Below are 17,361 nucleotides of genomic sequence, written 5' to 3'. Positions count from 1 at the left end.
CGCGCATGTACATCGCGGCGAGCCGGACCTCGGACCTGGCGGCCGGCACCGACCGGAAACCCGCGCTGAAGCGGGTGTCCGCCAACGTGGTGGCGCTCGGCATGGTCAGCCTGGTCACCGATGTCTCCTCGGAGATGGTGACCGCCGTCCTCCCGCTCTACCTGGTGCTCGGCCTCGGGCTGAACCCGCTGCAGTTCGGGCTGCTCGACGGGCTCTACGCGGGCGCCACCGCGGTCGTGCGGGTGCTCGGCGGGCACCTCGCCGACCGGTGGCGGCGGCTCAAGGCGGTCGCCGGGTTCGGGTACGGCTTGTCCGCGGTGTGCAAGCTCGGGCTGGTCGCGGCCGGCTCGTCGGTCGCGGCGATCGGCGTCGTCCTCGCCGCCGACCGCACCGGCAAGGGGCTGCGCACCGGCCCCCGCGACGCGCTGATCTCGCTGAGCAGCGAGCCGGCGACGCTCGGCCGGTCGTTCGGGGTGCACCGGGCGATGGACACCGTCGGTGCGTTCCTCGGCCCGCTGGTGGCGATGGCCGTGCTCGCGCTGAGCCTCGGCAGCTACCCGAGCGTCTTCGTCACCAGCTTCTGCATCGCCGCCATCGCGGTGCTGCTGCTCGCCCTGTTCGTGCACGACCGGCCGGCCACGGCCGACCGCGCCGCCGTCTCCCTGCGCGCCGCGCTCGGCCTGCTGCGGCAGCAGGACTTCCGGCGCGTCGCGCTGTGGGCGGCGCTGCTGGGCCTGGTCACGGTCGGCGACTCGTTCGTCTACCTCGTCCTGCAGCGGCGCTGGGAGATCGCGGCGACGTGGTTCCCGCTGCTGCCGCTCGGCACCGCCGGCGTCTACCTGGTGCTGGCCGTGCCGCTCGGCAAGCTCGCCGACCGGGCCGGGCGCTGGCCCGTCTTCCTCGGCGGGCACGCCGCGCTGTGCCTGGCGCTGGTGCTGCTCTGCGGCCCGCGGGCCGGGATCTGGCTGGGGATCGTCGCGCTCGGCCTGCACGGCGTGTTCTACGCGGCCACCGACGGCGTCCTGATGGCCGCCGCCGGTCCGCTCATCCCGCGTGACCTCCGGGGCACCGGGATGGCCGTCGTGCAGACCGGGCAGGCCGTCGCCCGGATGGTCTCCTCCGTCCTCTTCGGACTGGCGTGGACGCTGTGGGACCTGCGGCCCGCGGTGCTCGTCGCCGCGGCCTGCCTGGCCGCGGTCGCCCTCGCCGCCGCGATCGCGAAGCCGGTGCGCCCGTGAAGAAGATCGTGCTCGCCCTCGCCGGCACAGTGCTCCTGATCGCCGCGGCCGTCGTCTACACGGTCAGCTCGCGGCACGACACCGCCGAGGCCGGCCCGGCCGCGCGGCTCCCCCTCGCACCCGGGCAGCTGTTCTACCGTGACACGGCCACCGGCCGCGTCGGCGCCGTCCCGCTCGCCGGCACGGGTGCGAAACCGCAGCTCAGCGGCCTGAAGTGCGACCGGTTCGCGGTGGCGCGGCAGACGGCGGTGTGCCTGGCCGTCAAGCCGGGCACGCTCCCGGCGGTCACCGACGTCCTCGTCCTCGACGGCGGGCTCGGCGTCCGCCACACCGAAACCCTGCCCGGCACCCCGAGCCGCGCCCGGGTCTCGCCGGATGGCAAGCGCGTCTACTGGACGTTGTTCGTCACCGGCGATTCCTATGCGCAGACAGGGTTCTCCACCCGCGCCGGACTGTACGAAGTGGACACCGGACGGCTCGTCAAGACGATCGAAGAGCTGCCCGTCTTCCTCGACGGCAAGCGCTACTTCGCGGCCGACGTCAACTACTGGGGCATCACGTTCGCCCCCGACGGCAACCGCTTCTACGCCACGCTCGGCAGCAAGGGCACGACCTACCTCGTCGAAGCCGACTACGGGCGCTATCGCGGGAAGGTGCTCCGGGAGAACGTCGAATGCCCGTCGCTGTCGCCGGACGGCAAGCGGGTGGCGTTCAAGAAGAAGGTCGGCGAAGGGGTCTGGCGGCTCTCGGTGCTCGACCTCGCGAGCCGGCAGGAAACCGAGCTGGCGGAAACCCGCAGCGTCGACGACCAGGCGCTCTGGCAGGACGACCACACCATCCTTTACGGACTGGAGAACGCCGTCTGGGCGGTTCCGGCGGACGGCTCCGGCGCGCCGCGGCAGCTGGTCGGCGGCGCCGCGTCGCCCGCCGTCACGGGGTGACGTCCACCGCCGCGAACAGCGTCCGGACGCAGAGGTCGCGCAGCTCGGCCTGGGTGATCTTCGGCTGGTCGAGCCAGTCGAGGATGACGGTGGCGACGAACGCCAGCCAGCCGCGGACGGCCACCCGTGTCGTCTCGGTGACGGTGGTCAGGGCGCCGAGCGCGGCCAGGATGCGCTCGGCGTTCGCGGCCATCCCGGCCTCGCGGATCCGCAGGACCTCGCGGTCGGCGCCCGCGGCGGCGCGGTGCACGATGCGGTAGCCGTCGGGGTGCGTGCGCGCGAACTCGAGGTACACGTCGAGCCCGGCCCGCAGCTGCTCCGCCACGGGCAGCGCCGGGTCGGGCTCGCTCATCTCCAGCAGCTGGTCGCGCTGGCTGCGGACGATCTCGGCGAAGAACTCCTTCTTCGTCGGGAAGTAGTGGTACAGCAGGCCGCGCGAGACCTGCGCGATCTCCGCGACCTCCTCGATCCACACCTCGTCGTACGGCCGCTTCGCGAACAGCCCGGCGCCGATGGTCAGCAGCTGCTCCCGCCGCTCCTGCGTGCTCAGCCTGGTCCGCATGCCCCCGAGCTTACTTGACACGGGTTCAGTAGCGGGGGATCGTGAGCCTATTGGATCCGGGTTCAACAAGGAGCTGCCGTGGACACCAGCGGGATTCCGCACCGGCCGGGCCGCCTGCCGGTGATCGGCGACCTGATCGGGGCCAACCCGCGCACGCCGCTGCAGGACACCGTGCGCATCGGCAAGCGGCTCGGGCCGATCTTCACCCGCAAGGTGTTCGGCTTCGAGATCGTCCTGGTCGGCGGCGTCGACCTGGTCACCGAGCTGAACGACGAAGCGAAGTTCGGCAAGCACGTCGGCATGGGCGTGGAGAACCTGCGCGCGCTCGGCGGCGACGGCCTGTTCACCGCCCACACCCACGAGCCGAACTGGCGGCTGGCGCACGACATCCTGCAGCCGGCGTTCTCCGCCGAGGCGATGCGCCGCTACCACCCGATCATGCTCGACGTCGCCCGCGAGCTCGTGGCGGCCTGGGACGCGGCGAGCGGCCCGGTCGACGTCTCCGCCGACATGACCCGGCTGACCCTGGAGACCATCGGCCGCGCCGGCTTCGGCTACCGGTTCGGCTCGTTCGAGCGCGCCGAACGGCACCCGTTCGTGACGGCGATGATCCGCGCGCTGCGGTACGCGCAGCTGCAGAACGTCAAGCTGCCCTTCGTCCGGCGCGCGATCGCCGGGACGCCGGAGCAGAACCGCGCCGACATCGCGGTGATGACGGACCTGGTCGACGAGGTCATCGCCGGGCGCCGCGGCAGCGGCGAGGAGAGCCGCGACCTGCTCGGCCTGATGCTCACCGAAGGCCACCCGGTGACGGGGGAGCGCCTCGACCCGGTGAACATCCGCAACCAGGCGATCACGTTCGTCGTCGCCGGCCACGAAACGACGTCCGGCGCGCTGTCGTTCGCGCTGTACTACCTGACCCGCCACCCCGAACTGCTGGCCAAGGCCCGCGCCGAGGTCGACGCGGTGTGGGGTGACCGCGAGCCGGGGTTCGCCGACGTCGCGAAGCTGCGGTACGTCCGCCGCGTGCTGGACGAGGCGATGCGCCTCTGGCCGACGGCGCCCGGCTATTCCCGCGAAGCACGTGAAGACGTCGTGCTCGGCGGGAAGTACCGGATGCGCAAGGGCGACTGGGTGATCGTCCCGCTCCCGCTGGTGCACCGCGACCCGGCGGCCTGGGGTGACGACCCGGAGGCGTTCGACCCGGACCGCTTCGAGCCGGCCGCGGTGAAGAAGCGCCCGGCGCAGGCGTACAAGCCGTTCGGCACGGGTGAGCGCGCCTGCATCGGCCGCCAGTTCGCCTTGCACGAGGCCGTTTTGGCGCTGGGCGTGGTGCTGCAGCGCTACGACTTCGACGTGGACCCGGCGTACGAGCTGAAGATCGTGGAGTCCCTCACGCTCAAGCCGAGCGGCTTCACCCTGCGGCCGCGGGTCCGGGCCGGCCTACGAACCCAGGTAGCGCAGCTGTCCTGACTTGCTCCGCTCGTACTCGTCCCGGCCCGCGAGGTGCTCGGGCACGCCGACCTCCCACCAGGCTCCGGCTTCGGTCCACGTCGACGGCTGCGTCTTCACCACGACCACCGCCGGCCGCCGTTCGGCCACCGACGCCTCCCGGGCCGACGCGTAAGCCGTCCGCAACGAGTCCACTGTGGACGCCGTGAAGACCAGGCACCCCAGCGACTCCGCGTGCCGCGCGAAGTCCACTCTCGGCGGGGAAGCGTGCGAAGTCGTGCAGTCGGCGTAGAAGTTGTTGAACGGCTTCCCGCCCTGCCCCTCCTGGAGCCGCGCGATCACCGCGTAGCCGTCGTTGTCGCACACGACCGCGACGAACGGGTGCCCCGCGAACGCCGCCGAGAACAGTTCCGAGTTCAGCATCAGGTACGAGCCGTCGCCCAGGAGCGTCGTCACCAGGCCGGGCCACGCGATCGCCGCGCCCCACGCGCCGGACAGCTCGTACCCCATGCACGAGAACCCGTATTCGACGTCCATCGACACCGAACCGGACCCGCGCCAGCCGCCGATCAGCTCGCCCGGCAGCCCGCCGGACGCCGTCATGACGTAGTCGCCGCCGGCCGAGAGGTCGTTCACCACCCCGACGACCTGCGCGTAGGACGGGACTTCCGCCGCGGCCGACCGCAACGAATCGATGTGCGCGTCCCAGGAAGCGCGTTCCGCCGAAGCCCGTGACGTCCACGCCGGGTCCACCCGCCAGCTCTCCAGCTGCGCGGCGAGGTCCGTCAGGCCCGCGTAGGCGTCCCCGGTCACGGACAGGGCACCGTGCTTGACGGCGTCGAAGCGGGCCGCGTTCAGCGACACCAGCCGGACGTCGGGGGAGAACACCGTCCACGACGCCGTCGTGAAGTCCTGCAGCCGCGTGCCGACGGCCAGGACCACGTCCGCCTCGGTCGCCAGGACGTTCGCCGACGACGAGCCCGTGACGCCCAGCGGCCCCGCGTGCAGGGGGTGCGCGTGCGGCACCAGCGTGCGGCCCGCGGTGGTCTCCACGATCGGGATCCCGTGCCGCTCGGCGAAGTCGAGGGCCCGGCGCGCGGCACCCGAGTACCGGACCCCGCCGCCGAGCACCAGCAGCGGGCGCTGGGAGCCCCGCAGGACACCCGCCGCCTCGGTGACCGAACGCCGGTCCGGGCGCGGGCGCAGCGGCCGGTGCGTCACCGGGGCGAACAGCGCGTCCGGGAAGTCGTACGTCTCCGCCTGGACGTCCTGCGGCAGCGCCAGCACCACCGGCCCGCTGTCCGCCGGGTCCGTGAGCACCCGCGCGACCTGCGGCAACGTCGAGATCAGCTGCTCGGGCCGGGTGATCCGGTCGAAGTAGCGCGAGACCGCGCGGAAGGCGTCGTTCACCGTCGCGGTCGCGTCGCCGAACGGCTCGATCTGCTGCAGCACCGGGTCCGGCGCGCGGCTGGTGAACGTGTCGCCCGGCAGCAGCAGCACCGGCAGCCGGTTCGCGTGCGCGACCCCGGCCGCGGTGACCATGTTCAGCGCACCCGGCCCGATCGACGACGTCGCGACGCCGACCTGCCGCCGGTGCGTGGCCTTCGCCAGCCCGACCGCGGCCAGCGCCATGCCCTGCTCGGTGTGCCCGCGCCAGACGGGCAGTTCGTCGCGGTGTTCTTCCAGGGCCGTCCCGAGGCCGAGGACGTTCCCGTGCCCGAAGATCGCGAAGATGCCGGGGAAGAGCGGGACTTCGCGCCCGTCCAGGGTTTCGGAGCGCTGCGCCAGGATCCAGCGGACCAGCGCCTGAGCCGTCGTCAGCTTCACTGAACACGCCCTTCGTGACTCGTGACGGGGCACCGCGGGTCGAGGTCCTGCGACGCCCACGTGTCGCGGACCCAGCTGTGCGCGGGGTCGTCGCAGAACGCCATGGACCGCTCTTCGGCCGGCCCGGCCAGGACGTTCAGGTAGTACATCGGGTAACCCGGCGCGGCCACGCACGGGCCGTGGTAGCCGCGCGGGATGAGGAACACGTCGTGGTCGCGCACGGCGACGTCTTCGTCCAGGTCGCCGTCGGCGGTGTACGTGCGGTGCAGGCCGAAGCCCTCACGGGACGGCGTCACGCCGTCGCGGCCGGCGATCCGGAAGTAGTAGATCTCCTCGTTGACGACCTCGCACTCGGTCGCCTCGTCGTGCTTGTGCGGCGGGTACGACGACCAGTTCCCGCCCGGGGTGATCAGCTCGCACGCGTTGAGCTTGTCGGCGTGGTCCCAGACCCCGGGCACCCCGAAGTTGGTCACCTGCCGCGTCGCCTGCCCGGCGCCGCGGACCTCGACCGGGACGTCCTCGGCCGGGCCGTACTTCGCGGCGAGGCGGCGGGTGCAGCGCGCCATCGGGAGCGCGACCTCCAGACCGTCCGTTGTCGACAACTCGACTTCGGCGTCACGCGGCACGTAGGCGAAGTCCGTCACGCGCGCGAAGACCGACTTCCGGCCGCGCAGCTCGAAGACCTGCCCGTCGACGCGGACCGTCGCGGAACCGGACAGGGGCAGCACGAAGGCCTCGAACTCGCCGGTGTGCAGGATCCGGGTCTCGCCGGGCGCCAGGGACAGCACCCGCAGCCCGGTGTAGGTCCAGCCCGCGCTGTCCGGGGTGAGCCGGACCGGGTCGGTGTCGTCGGACAGCGTCCCGAGTGGACGGTGGAGCTTGCTCACTTCGCGGCCTCCAGTACCTTCGCGGCGGCTTCCACGGCCGCACCGACGTCGCCGTCGGGCGGGTAGAGCAGGGTGCGGCCGACGACCAGGCCGCGCACGACGTCGTGGCGCAGCGTCCGGCCCCACGAGGCCAGGTCGGCGGCCGGGTCGCCCGAGGGCACCCCGCCGAGCACGACCACCGGCAGCGTCGTCGCGCCGAGGACCTCGGCGGAGTCGGTCGAGGGCAGCTTGAGCCAGGTGTGCGCGGACGTCGCACCGAGGCCGGAGGCCACCGTGACGGCCCGCGCCAGGGACACGGGATCCTTCTGCAGCACCAGTTTCCCGTCGTCCCGGCGGTAGGGGAGCGGCTCGATCATCGCCATCAGCCCGTACGCCGCCAGCTCGGTGACGGCGTCGGCGCACGCTTGCAGCGTCGGGATCGTGCCGGGGTCGGCGTCGACGAGCCGCAGCAGCATCTTGCCGCCGTCGAGCCCGCAGTCGACGAGCGTGCGGGCGTCGTAGCCGGTGAACCGGTCGTCGATCTCCCAGTCCGCGCCGGCCAGGCCGCCGCGGTTCATCGAACCGAACACGACCTTGTCGTGCAGCGCGCCGAGCAGGAGGAGCTCCTCGACGACGTCGGGGGTGCCGAGGATGCCGTCGACGGCCGGGTTGGCGAGGGCGGCGAGCAGCCGGTCCAGCAGGGTCCGCCGGTCGGCCATCGCGAGCGGGTCCTCGCCGACGCCCAGTGCCCCGCGGGCCGGGTGGTCGGCCGCGACGAGGAACAGGGTGCCGTTGTCGGACAGCAGCTTCGAACGGCGTCTGCGGGTCGCGTAGGCCTGGCGGACCGCGCCCGGGTTCGTCGCCCGGGTGTGGAGGAGTTCGCGCCAGCGCTCGTCGGTGAGGATCACAGCAGCTCCTCGATCTCCTCGGCGGTCGGCATGGCGTCGGCGCAGGCCAGCCGGGACGCGACGAGCGCGCCCGCGGCGTTCGCGTACTCCGCGAGGCGCACCGGGTCCCAGCCGGACAACAGGCCGTGGATCAGCGCGCCGCCGAAGCCGTCACCCGCGCCGAGGCCGCACACGACCTCGACGCGCCGCGGCGGCACGGTCGACCGGCCGTCCGGCGTCGCCACCAGGACGCCCTCGGCGCCCTTCTTGATCACGGCGAGCCGCAGGCCGCGCTCCAGCAGGCGGTCCGCGGCGGCGTCCGGGTCCGCCGTGCCGACGGCGACCTCGGCCTCGGCGCGGTTGCCGACCGCGACGGTGACGTGGTCGAGCAGCCCGCCGATCTCTTCCCGCGCTTGCCCGGCCGACGGCCAGAACATCGGCCGGTAGTCGAGGTCCAGCACGGTGTGCTCACGGCGTCCGCGTGCTTCGAGGATCTTCCGCTGGGTCGTGCGCGCGGGTTCGGCGGACACGCCGGTGCCGGTGACCCACAGCAGCGGCACCGACTCGACGACGTCCCAGGGCACGTCGGCGTCGGTCAGCGTGAGGTCGGGGGCGATGGGGGAGCGGTAGAACAGCAGCGGCGGGTCCGCGGGCGGGTTCAGCTCGCAGAACACCACCGGCGTCTGGAGGTCCGGCGAGGTGCCCACGTGCGCCGGGGACACGCCGAAACCGTCGAGCGCCTGCCGGACGTAGTCGCCGAAGCCGTCCGGCCCGACCTTGGTGAGCACCGCCGTGCGCCGGCCGAGCCGCGCGGCGGCGACCGCGACGTTGGTCGCGGTGCCGCCGAGCGACTTGGCGAACGTGCTGACGCCGGCCAGCGGCACGCCGCTCTGCTCCGGGTAGAGGTCGACGCCCACCCGGCCGATCGTCAGCGCTTCGAGACTCACGCCTTCTCCACCTGCCGCAGTTCGTGTTCGAGGGCTTCCAGTTCCGCACCGCCCGCCATCTGCCGGGTCAGCTCGTTGATGTCGATGTCCTTCTTCTCGTACGCGCCGAGCGGAGCGCCGCGCTTGAGCAGCAGGAACCGGTCCGCCACCGGGAAGGCGTGGTGCGGGTTGTGCGTGATCAGCACGACGCCGAGCCCGCGGTCACGGGCCTGGGCGACGTACTTCAGCACCACCCCGGCCTGCTTGACGCCCAGCGCGGCGGTCGGCTCGTCGAGGATCAGCACCTTCGCGCCGAAGTACACCGCCCGCGCGATCGCCACGCACTGGCGTTCGCCGCCCGAGAGCGTCCCGACCGGCTGCTCGACGTCTCGCAGGTCGATGCCCATGTCGGACAACGCCTTCTTCGTCGTCTCGCGGCCCTTCTTCCGGTCCAGGAACCGGAACGGGCCGAAGCCGGTCGTCGGCTCCGAGCCGAGGAAGAAGTTCCGCCAGACGCTCATCAGCGGCACCACCGCGAGGTCCTGGTACACGGTCGCGATGCCGTGGTCCAGCGCCTCGCGCGGCGAAGCGAACCGCACGGGTTCGCCCTCCACGAGGAACTCGCCCCGGTCGTGCTGGTGCACGCCGGACAGGATCTTGATCAGCGTGGACTTCCCGGCGCCGTTGTCGCCGAGCACGCAGGTGACCTCGCCCGCGTTGACCACAGTGGACACTTCGCGCAGCGCGATCACGCTGCCGTAGGTCTTCCCGATGTCGCGGACTTCGAGCAGCGGGCTCATCGGCGTACCCTTTCCGCACGGCGCCGGAACGCGTTGTTCACCAGGACCGCGGCCAGCAGCATGATGCCGAGGAACAGCATGAACCAGTCGCTGTTCCACTGCGCGAACACGATGCCCTGGCGCGCCATGCCGAAGATCAGCGCGCCGATCGCCGCGCCCACCGCCGAGCCGAACCCGCCGGTGAGCAGGCAGCCGCCGATCACCGCGGCGATGATGTACTGGAACTCCAGCCCGATGCCCTGGTTCGCCTGGACGCTGGCGAAGCGCAGGATGTTGATCGAGCCGACGAGCCACGCGCCGAGCGCGGTGCCCATGAACAGCAGGATCTTCGTGCGCACCACCGGCACGCCGACCGAGCGGGCGGAGACCTGCGAGCCGCCGACGGCGAAGATCCAGTTGCCGAAGCGGGTGCGCATGAGCAGCACCGCCGCGACCGCCGTGACGACGATCCACCAGATGATCGACGACTGGAACTCGGTGCCGCCGACGGCGAAGGTGGACGCGAACAGCGCGCCCGCCGACTCGTAACCGCTGGTCGAGCGCATCCCCGACACCTGGACGGTGCTGGTGACCAGCCGCGTGACGCCGAGGTTGAGGCCCTGCAGCGCCAGGAACGACCCCAGCGTGACGATGAAGCTCGGCAGCCCGGTCTTCATCACCAGCCAGCCGTTGAAAGCGCCGACGCCGAGGGCGAAGGCGAGCGAGACTCCCAGTGCGAGCCAGACGTTCCAGCCCGCCTGCGTCGCCAGGATGGCCGTGACCAGCGACGTCGACGCCGTCATGACGCCGGCCGAGAGGTCGAACTCGCCGCCGACCATGAGCAGCGCGACCACGACGGCCATGATGCCCAGCGTCGAGGAGTCGTCGAGCCAGGTCGCCACGCCCAGCGGGCTGAGGAACTGGCCGGTGACGACGGAGAAGAAGACGAACACGAGCACGGCGCCGAGCAGCGCGCCGATCTCGGGCCGGACGACCAGCCGGTCGGTCAGGCTCTTCTTCCCCACCCGTTCGTCCGGCTGGGCCTGGATCGCCGCCGTCATCAGCGGGTGCCGCGCTGCGCGTACGGGGCCACGGTGTCGATGTTGGTCTTGTCGACGAAGCCGGGGCCGGTCTGGACCGGCTTGCCGCCGCCGATGGTGTTGCCGTTTTCCTTGTACAGCTTGAGGAACACGATCGGCAGGTAGCCCTGCTCGTACTGCTGCTGGTCGACGGCGAAGAGGATCGTGCCCGCCTTGATGGCCGCGACGACGTCGGCGTTGAGGTCGAACGTCGCCACCTGCGCCTTCGAGCTGGCCTCCTTGGCCGCGTCCACCGCGCGGGCCGCGACCTGCGAGTTCAGCGCCAGCACGGCGTCGATCGACGGGTCGGACTGCAGCGCGCCGCGGATCCGGGCCTGCGCGTCGGTCGGGTTGGAGATGTCGACCTGCAGCGTGGAGACGGTGCCGAACGTCTGCTTCGCGCCGTCGCAGCGCTGGTTCTGGCCGATGTTGCCGGCCTCGTGGATGACGCACAGCAGCTTCGTCTTGCCCGCCGCCTTGAGCCGCTGCCCGGCGCCCTGGCCCGCGAGGCCTTCGCTCTGCCCGACGTGCGCGATCGCGCCGAAGGCCGCGCTGGAGTCCTCGCCGGAGTTGATGGTGACGACCGGGATGCCGGCCTTGACCGCGTTCTGGATCGACGTCTGCAGCGCCTGCGGGTTCGCCATCGAAACCACCAGGCCGCCGACCTTCTGCGCGACCGCGTTGTCGATCAGCCGGGCCTGGTTGCCCGGGTCGCCGTCGGCGAAGTAGTCGACGCCGACGTTCAGGTCCTTGCCCGCCTGCTCGGCGCCGTTCTTGACGACGTTCCAGAAGGCGTCGCCGGACGTGCCGTGGGTGACCACGGCGATCTTCAGCGGGCCGCCCGTGCTCGGGGCCGCGGCCGACGAGTTCGCGCTGCTGGCCGAATTGTTGTCGGCGGACGGGCCGCTGCACGCGGACAGGACCAGTCCGGCGGCGGCGATCGCCGCCACACCGGCCAGCTTCTTCATAGAGAACACAGTCACTCCTTTGGGACCGGGATTACAGGGAGTCGATGATCTTCGCGAGGTGGGTGAGGCTGCGCTCGGTGTCCCGCCGGGGCAGGTCGTCGGGGCTTTCCTCGCCCAGGGCGGTGTCCTGTTCGAGGACGTACCAGCCGTCGTAGCCGGCGGCCTGGACGGAGCGCACCATCGAAGCCACGTCCACGTCCCCCTCGCCGAGCGGGGTGTAGATGCCCCGCCCGACCGCGTCGGTGTAGCCGAGCCGTCCCGCGCGGACTTCGGCCGCCAGGTCCGCCCGGACGTCCTTCAGGTGCACGTGCCCCACCCGCTCGGGATACCGCTTCGCCAGCTCGACCGGATCCGTCCCGCCGATCATCAGGTGCCCGGTGTCGAGGCACAAGCCGAGCTCGGAATCGGCGAGGAAGCGCTCGACCTCGGCCTGCTGCTCCACGTGCGTCCCGACGTGCGGGTGCAGCACCGTGCGCAGGCCGTGGGCGGCGGCGATGTCGCGGATCTTGCCGGCGGTGCCGACCAGCGTCGCCCATTCGGCGCCGGTGAGCCTCGGGCGTTCGTCGTAACCGTCGAGCCCGGTCGCGGCGGCGAGCACGAGGATGTCGCCCCCGCAGGCGGCGAACAGCGCGGCGGACTCTTCGGCTTCCGCGAGGGCGGCTTCCTGGTTTTCGTGCAGGACGACGGCGAGGAACCCGCCGACGAGCGTGAGGCCGTGCGCCCCGAGCAGCTCCCGGAGCCCGGCCGGGTCGCGGGGGAGGTAGCCGGGCGGGCCGAGTTCGGTCGCCTGGACGCCGAGCGCCGCCATCTCGCCGAGCACGGTCGCGGCGTCGAGCACCCGGCCCCAGCCCGGGACTTCGCAGACGCCCCAGGAGATCGGCGCGGCGGCTACTCGGATCGTCGCTGTCACAAGGGGCCTCCGTCGGTGGCGTTGGAGCGCTCTATTGATTAGAGCGCTCTAATCTTGTAGCGTCCGTCACAGCAAGTCAAGACCCGGGTTTCCGGTGCTCAGGGGAGGTGCTCGTGCGTCCGACGATGGAGGACGTCGCCGCCAGGGCGGGCGTTTCGCGCGCGCTGGTCTCCCTGGTGATGCGGAATTCGCCGAAGGTGTCCGACGCCCGGCGCGCCGCGGTCCTGCGCGCCGCCGAAGAACTCGGCTACCAGCCGCACGTGATGGCGCGGTCGCTGGCCAGCCGGACGTCGACGGTGCTCGGCGTGATGGTCAACGACCTGCGCAACGCGTTCTTCGCCGACATCGTCGAGGAGCTGGACCGGGCCGCGCAGGCCGCGGGCTTCGACCTGATCCTCAACACCGGCGGCCGCAGTCCCACGCGCGAGTGGAACGCCCTGCACAACCTGCTTTCCTTCCGCCCGGCGGGGATCATCCTGCTCTCGCCGGTCGTGCCGGCGGCGTCGATCCGGATCGCGGCCAAGCAGTGCCCGGTCGTGCTGGTTTCGCGGACAATCCGCGCGTCCACAGTGGACACGGTGAACGACGACGGCGAGGCGGGCTCCGCGCTGGCGGTCGGCCACCTGGCCGGCCTCGGGCACCGGCGCATCGCGCACCTCGACGGCGGCGGCGCGGCCGGGGCGGCGCAGCGGCGGCGCGGCTTCGAGTCGGCCATGCGGGCGCACGGCCTGGAGCCGATCGTCGTGCGCAGCGAGCACACCGACATCGGTGGCGAAACCGCCGTGCGCGAGCTGCTCGCCACGTACTCGCGCGCCGACCTGCCGACGGGGCTGGTCGCCGGCAACGACTTCAACGCCGTGGGCGCGATCTCGGCCCTCGAAGAGGCCGGGCTGCGCGTACCGGGGGACGTGTCGGTCGTCGGGTACGACAACACGTCGCTGGCCGCGCTGCGCCACCTCTCACTGACCACGGTGGACCAGTCGCGCACGGACATGGCGCGGCTGGCGTTCGCGGCGCTGATCGAGCGCGTCCGCGGGGAGCGCACGGAGCCGGTCCGGCACCTGCTGCACCCCTCCCTGGTGGTCCGCGCGACCACCGCCGGGTTTTCTGCGACAGGAGGAGCACCACGATGAGGTTGGGACTGGCGGGCACCGGCCGGATCGGCACCGCGCACGCGGAGACGCTGAAGGGCTTCGAGGAGGTCGGGTCGGTCGTGGTGGCCGACGTCGACCCGGCGCGGGCCCGGTCGGCGGCCGCGAAGCTGGGCGTCGAGACGACGTCCCTCGACGACCTGTTCACCGCGGGCCTCGACGGCCTGGTCGTCACGGCCGCCACGGACGCGCACCCGGGCCTGATCATCGCGGCGGTCGACGCGGGCCTGCCGGTGTTCTGCGAAAAGCCGGTGGCCGCGGACATCCCCGGCACCCTGGCCGTCATCGACCGCATCGGCGCCTCGGACGTGCCGGTCCAGATCGGCTTCCAGCGCCGCTTCGACGCGGGCTACCAGGCGGCGCGGGCGGCGGTCGCGTCGGGCGAACTGGGCTGGCTGCACACCCTGCGCGCGACGACGTTCGACCCGGCGCCCCCGCCGGCGGAGTACGTGGCCCATTCGGGCGGGTTGTTCCGCGACTGCGGCGTCCACGACTTCGACATCATCCGCTGGGTCAGCGGCCGCGAGGTCGAGGAGGTCTACGCGATCGGCGCCAACCGCGGTGAGCGGTTCTTCGCGGACGCGGGCGACGTCGACACGGCGGCGGCGACGCTGACCCTGGACGACGGCACCCTGGCGACGGTGTCCCTGACCCGCTACAACGGCGCGGGCTACGACGTCCGGCTGGACGTGCTCGGGTCGGTGTCGGGCGTCGTCGTCGGCCTGGACGACCGGGCGCCGCTGCGCTCGGTCGAGCCGGGGGTCGCCCCGCTGCCCGGGCCGGCGTACCCGGGGTTCATGGAGCGGTTCCGGCCCGCGTACACGACGGAGTTGAAGGCGTTCCTGGACGTCGTCGCGGGCCGGGCGCCTTCGCCGTGCGTCGCGGCGGACGCGCTGGAGGCGTTCTACATCGCGGAGGCGTGCGAGGTGTCCCGGCGCGAGCGGCGTCCGGTGCGGCTGGCGGAGGTCCGGCGCTGATCACGCTGACGGTTTTGGACGAGCCCGCGCTCTCCCGCCTGCTGGACGCGGCGGTGACCGGTGCGGATCCCCTCGAAGTGATGCCCCCGGTGCCCGGCCCGCCCGGCTGGACGGCGGCCCGCCGAGACGCGTTCCTGGCGTTCCACCGAGGTCGCTCGCTCGACCCGGCGACCGCGGTGGAACGCACGTGGGTGGTCGACGTGGACGGTGCCGCGGCGGGCGCCGCCCGGCTGGAGCGCCACGGCGACGCGGTGGAAGCGGGCATCTGGCTGAGCCGGGACACCCGCGGCCGCGGGATCGGCCGCGAGGTGACCAGGCTGCTCCTCGCCGAAGCCCGCACGTCCGGCGCCGCGCGCTTCACCGCCTCGACGACGCCGGACAACACCGGCGCCCGTTCGGTGCTGGCCGCCCTCGGCGCCACGCTCACCACCGAGGGCGACGAGATCCGCGCGGACCTGCGCCTCGGCTGAGCAGACCTCGTGAGCGGGAAACAGTGTGCTGACCCTGTTTCCCGCTCACGACCAGCCGCGGCAGGATCTCCGTCCGCACGTACTCGAGCGCGTCCCGCTCCGGGAGGATGTGCGGCCCCTGCACCCACGCGACCCCGTGCCGCACCGCCGCGGCCGTGACGCGCTCCCGCAGCGTGCCCACCACCCCGGCGCCCAGCACCAGCGCGTCCACGACACCCAGCCGGGACAGCACCGCTTCCTCCGAAACGACGCCGTCCGCGGCGAGACCCGCCGCGGACAGCGCCGCCGTCACCCTCGAGACCGTGGCCGGGTTGCGGCCGAACAGCAGCACCTTCATGCCGCCCAGGCTCACACCTCAAGGGCACTCGAGGTCAAGACAGTTCGAGCGTGGGGGAGTACATCTCGATCCAGTGGTAGAAGTCGAGCACCCGGTCCAGCCCGATCCGCATCGCCGGGTCCATGGTCGCCGGGTCCACTTCGGACGCCCGGTGCGCCCACCCGCGGTCCACCAGCCCGAACACCTGGTGGCCCGGGTCGGCCAGCACCTCCTTGACCTGCTGCTGCAGCGCCGCCGCGTAGCCCGGGTCCTGCGTCGACGGGTACGGGCTCTTCACCCGCTGGGCCACCGACTCCGGCAGCACGTGCTTGGTGGCGTGTCGCAGGAGGCTCTTCTCGCGGCCGTCGAACGTCTTCAGCGACCACGGCGTGTTGTACACGTACTCGACCAGCCGGTGGTCGCAGAACGGCACGCGGACCTCCAGGCCCACCGCCATCGACGCGCGGTCCTTGCGGTCGAGCAGCATCCGCACGAACCGGGTCAGGTGCAGGTTGCAGATGGTCCGCATCCGCGCCTCGAGCGCGGACTCGCCGTCGAGGTGCTCGACCGCGGAAACGGCCGACGAGTACTGGTCGGCGACGTAGGACTCGACGTCGAGCTTCTTCACCAGGTCCGGTGTGTACAGCGACGCCCGCTCGTCCATCATCGACGTCCGGAACGCCAGCCACGGGAACGTGTCCGCGTTGACGGCCTTCTCGTCGTGGAACCAGCGGTAGCCGCCGAACACCTCGTCGGCCGACTCGCCGGACAGCGCCACCGTCGACTGGCCGCGGATCGCCTTGAACAGCAGGTAGAGCGAGGTGTCCATGTCGCCGAGGCCGGCCGGGATGTCCCGGGCCCGCAGCACCGCGCGCCGGACCTCGGGGTCGGTCAGGTCGCCCGGGTTGAGCATGACGTCTTCGTGCGCCGAGTTCACCAGCTCGGCGACGTCCCGCACGAACGGCGAGTCCGCGGTGTCGCGCATCTCGTCGGGCTTGAAGTTCTCCTCCTGGCCGAAGAAGTCGACGGAGAACGTCCGTAGCTGCTCGCCCTGCTCGGCCAGCCGCGCGGCGGCCAGGCCGGTGACGGCGCTGGAGTCCAGGCCACCGGACAGCAGCACGCACCGCGGGACGTCGGCGACGAGCTGGCGGTTGACGATGTCGGTCATCAGCTCGCGCACGCGGGCGACCGTCGTCTCCTGGTCGTCGGTGTGCTTCTTCGCGTCCAGCTTCCAGTAGGTGCGGGTCTTGATGCCCTCGCGGGACACGGTGACGATCGTGCCCGGCTGGACCTCTTCCATGTCCTTCCACAGCGACCAGCCCGGCCGCTTGGTGAAGCCGGCCAGCTCGCGGAAGCCGTCGAGGTCGACGACCTTCTTGGCGAGCGGGTTGGCCAGGATGGCCTTCGGCTCGGAGCCGAACAGCACGCCGTCGCGCGTCGGGTAGTAGTAGAACGGCTTGATGCCCATCCGGTCGCGGATCATCACGAGCCGGTCGTCGCGCTCGTCCCAGATCGCGAAGGCGTACATGCCGTTGAGGTGGTCGACGACCGCGTCGCCCCACTGCAGGTAGCCGTGCAGCACGACCTCGGTGTCGCTGTCGGTCTCCCACTGGTGGCCGAGCTTCGTCAGCTCTTCCTTCAGCTCGGTGAAGTTGTAGGCCTCACCGCTGTAGACCATCGCGACGTCGCCGTTCGGCGTGTGCACCGACATCGGCTGCCGGCCGCCGGGCAGGTCGATGATCGCGAGCCGCCGGTGGCCGAGCGCGACGTTCCGGCGCACCCAGGTGCCTTCGTCGTCCGGGCCGCGGCAGGACATGGTCGCGGTCATCGCGTCGACCACCTCCTCGCGGCGGGTGAGGTCGGCGTCGTAGGAAACCCAGCCGGCGATACCGCACATAGGTGATCCCCTCTCCCAAAGATTTGCTTAGCCGATACAACTATCGGTAACACAGGTGTAACACGACCTGAAGATGTTGTCTGCCCGAATTGCACTTTCCGCACTTGTTTGGTCA

The 17,361-nt window shown here is 72.0% G+C and carries 17 protein-coding genes; 6 read left to right on the top strand and 11 right to left on the bottom strand.

Annotated features, from left to right (window positions below):
- The first annotated feature begins 5 nt into the window (after positions 1 to 5).
- Positions 6 to 1,238, top strand: a complete 1,233-nt coding sequence (locus AB0B33_RS42460) for an MFS transporter (RefSeq protein WP_360782653.1) — start codon at positions 6 to 8, stop codon at positions 1,236 to 1,238.
- Positions 1,235 to 2,179, top strand: a complete 945-nt coding sequence (locus AB0B33_RS42455; RefSeq protein ID WP_360782650.1) for a hypothetical protein — start codon at positions 1,235 to 1,237, stop codon at positions 2,177 to 2,179. Before AB0B33_RS42460 ends, AB0B33_RS42455 begins: the two co-directional genes overlap by 4 nt.
- On the opposite strand, the gene AB0B33_RS42450 is transcribed toward AB0B33_RS42455, so the two are convergent.
- Positions 2,169 to 2,741 carry a TetR/AcrR family transcriptional regulator gene (locus AB0B33_RS42450; RefSeq protein ID WP_360782647.1) on the bottom strand — a complete coding sequence of 191 codons (573 nt, stop codon included), beginning with the start codon at positions 2,739 to 2,741 and terminating at the stop codon, positions 2,169 to 2,171. The two genes, AB0B33_RS42455 and AB0B33_RS42450, sit on opposite strands and share 11 nt — an antisense overlap.
- A gap of 78 nt (positions 2,742 to 2,819) precedes the next feature.
- Here AB0B33_RS42450 and AB0B33_RS42445 point away from each other — a divergent pair, with 78 nt between their 5' ends.
- The gene (locus AB0B33_RS42445) at positions 2,820 to 4,214 is read left to right on the top strand and encodes a cytochrome P450 (protein WP_360782644.1); all 1,395 of its coding nucleotides are present in this window, start codon (positions 2,820 to 2,822) and stop codon (positions 4,212 to 4,214) included.
- Here the strand turns inward: AB0B33_RS42445 and iolD are convergent.
- From iolD to AB0B33_RS42405, 8 genes are read right to left on the bottom strand one after another with little or no spacing between them, the layout of a single operon-like run.
- Positions 4,185 to 6,020, bottom strand: coding sequence for a 3D-(3,5/4)-trihydroxycyclohexane-1,2-dione acylhydrolase (decyclizing) (gene iolD, locus AB0B33_RS42440; protein WP_360782641.1), 1,836 nt, complete (start codon positions 6,018 to 6,020; stop codon positions 4,185 to 4,187). The genes AB0B33_RS42445 and iolD overlap by 30 nt on opposite strands.
- Complete coding sequence (gene iolB / locus AB0B33_RS42435) at positions 6,017 to 6,907, bottom strand: 5-deoxy-glucuronate isomerase (protein WP_360782638.1); 891 nt, start codon at positions 6,905 to 6,907, stop codon at positions 6,017 to 6,019. The genes iolD and iolB overlap by 4 nt, the downstream gene beginning before the upstream one ends.
- Positions 6,904 to 7,794, bottom strand: a complete 891-nt coding sequence (locus AB0B33_RS42430; RefSeq protein WP_360782635.1) for an aldolase — start codon at positions 7,792 to 7,794, stop codon at positions 6,904 to 6,906. The genes iolB and AB0B33_RS42430 overlap by 4 nt, the downstream gene beginning before the upstream one ends.
- A complete protein-coding gene (gene iolC, locus AB0B33_RS42425; protein ID WP_360782633.1) occupies positions 7,791 to 8,720 on the bottom strand; it encodes a 5-dehydro-2-deoxygluconokinase in 930 nt (309 codons plus the stop codon). The genes AB0B33_RS42430 and iolC overlap by 4 nt, the downstream gene beginning before the upstream one ends.
- A complete protein-coding gene (locus AB0B33_RS42420; protein WP_360782629.1) occupies positions 8,717 to 9,499 on the bottom strand; it encodes an ATP-binding cassette domain-containing protein in 783 nt (260 codons plus the stop codon). The genes iolC and AB0B33_RS42420 overlap by 4 nt, the downstream gene beginning before the upstream one ends.
- Positions 9,496 to 10,539: an ABC transporter permease gene (locus AB0B33_RS42415; protein WP_360782626.1), complete on the bottom strand. Its 1,044-nt coding sequence runs from the start codon at positions 10,537 to 10,539 to the stop codon at positions 9,496 to 9,498. The genes AB0B33_RS42420 and AB0B33_RS42415 overlap by 4 nt, the downstream gene beginning before the upstream one ends.
- Positions 10,539 to 11,534 carry a sugar ABC transporter substrate-binding protein gene (locus tag AB0B33_RS42410; RefSeq protein WP_360782623.1) on the bottom strand — a complete coding sequence of 332 codons (996 nt, stop codon included), beginning with the start codon at positions 11,532 to 11,534 and terminating at the stop codon, positions 10,539 to 10,541. The genes AB0B33_RS42415 and AB0B33_RS42410 overlap by 1 nt, the downstream gene beginning before the upstream one ends.
- 22 nt (positions 11,535 to 11,556) lie before the next feature.
- Positions 11,557 to 12,435 carry a TIM barrel protein gene (locus AB0B33_RS42405; protein WP_360782620.1) on the bottom strand — a complete coding sequence of 293 codons (879 nt, stop codon included), beginning with the start codon at positions 12,433 to 12,435 and terminating at the stop codon, positions 11,557 to 11,559.
- A gap of 125 nt (positions 12,436 to 12,560) precedes the next feature.
- Between AB0B33_RS42405 and AB0B33_RS42400 the strand changes: the two genes are divergently transcribed.
- From AB0B33_RS42400 to AB0B33_RS42390, 3 genes are read left to right on the top strand one after another with little or no spacing between them, the layout of a single operon-like run.
- Positions 12,561 to 13,568 (top strand): LacI family DNA-binding transcriptional regulator, encoded by a 1,008-nt coding sequence (locus tag AB0B33_RS42400; protein ID WP_247025253.1) that lies wholly within the window; start codon positions 12,561 to 12,563, stop codon positions 13,566 to 13,568.
- Positions 13,565 to 14,563, top strand: coding sequence for a Gfo/Idh/MocA family oxidoreductase (locus tag AB0B33_RS42395; RefSeq protein ID WP_360782617.1), 999 nt, complete (start codon positions 13,565 to 13,567; stop codon positions 14,561 to 14,563). The genes AB0B33_RS42400 and AB0B33_RS42395 overlap by 4 nt, the downstream gene beginning before the upstream one ends.
- A 14-nt stretch (positions 14,564 to 14,577) precedes the next feature.
- Positions 14,578 to 15,033 (top strand): GNAT family N-acetyltransferase, encoded by a 456-nt coding sequence (locus tag AB0B33_RS42390; RefSeq protein ID WP_360782614.1) that lies wholly within the window; start codon positions 14,578 to 14,580, stop codon positions 15,031 to 15,033.
- Here AB0B33_RS42390 and AB0B33_RS42385 read toward each other — a convergent pair.
- Positions 14,987 to 15,370, bottom strand: coding sequence for a hypothetical protein (locus AB0B33_RS42385; protein WP_360782611.1), 384 nt, complete (start codon positions 15,368 to 15,370; stop codon positions 14,987 to 14,989). The genes AB0B33_RS42390 and AB0B33_RS42385 overlap by 47 nt on opposite strands.
- Positions 15,371 to 15,404: 34 nt before the next feature.
- Entirely contained in the window at positions 15,405 to 17,246 is a 1,842-nt protein-coding gene (asnB, locus tag AB0B33_RS42380) for an asparagine synthase (glutamine-hydrolyzing) (protein WP_360782608.1), read from the bottom strand.
- Positions 17,247 to 17,361 lie beyond the last annotated feature (115 nt).

It is taken from the genome of Amycolatopsis sp. NPDC049159, assembly GCF_040648295.1.
In the GTDB taxonomy this organism is placed as follows: domain Bacteria; phylum Actinomycetota; class Actinomycetes; order Mycobacteriales; family Pseudonocardiaceae; genus Amycolatopsis; species Amycolatopsis pretoriensis_A.
The sequence above is the reverse complement of the archived record's forward strand: the minus strand, read 5'-3'. Positions and strand labels throughout refer to the sequence as shown.

Bases quoted from the DNA above. Each gene is read 5' to 3' on its own strand.
- AB0B33_RS42460 (WP_360782653.1), top strand. From the start codon at position 6: ATGTACATCGCGGCGAGCCGGACCTCGGACCTGGCGGCCGGCACCGAC.
- AB0B33_RS42450 (WP_360782647.1), bottom strand. From the start codon at position 2,741: ATGCGGACCAGGCTGAGCACGCAGGAGCGGCGGGAGCAGCTGCTGACC.
- AB0B33_RS42420 (WP_360782629.1), bottom strand. From the start codon at position 9,499: ATGAGCCCGCTGCTCGAAGTCCGCGACATCGGGAAGACCTACGGCAGC.
- AB0B33_RS42415 (WP_360782626.1), bottom strand. From the start codon at position 10,539: ATGACGGCGGCGATCCAGGCCCAGCCGGACGAACGGGTGGGGAAGAAG.
- AB0B33_RS42400 (WP_247025253.1), top strand. From the start codon at position 12,561: ATGGAGGACGTCGCCGCCAGGGCGGGCGTTTCGCGCGCGCTGGTCTCC.
- AB0B33_RS42395 (WP_360782617.1), top strand. From the start codon at position 13,565: ATGAGGTTGGGACTGGCGGGCACCGGCCGGATCGGCACCGCGCACGCG.
- AB0B33_RS42385 (WP_360782611.1), bottom strand. From the start codon at position 15,370: ATGAAGGTGCTGCTGTTCGGCCGCAACCCGGCCACGGTCTCGAGGGTG.
- asnB (WP_360782608.1), bottom strand. From the start codon at position 17,246: ATGTGCGGTATCGCCGGCTGGGTTTCCTACGACGCCGACCTCACCCGC.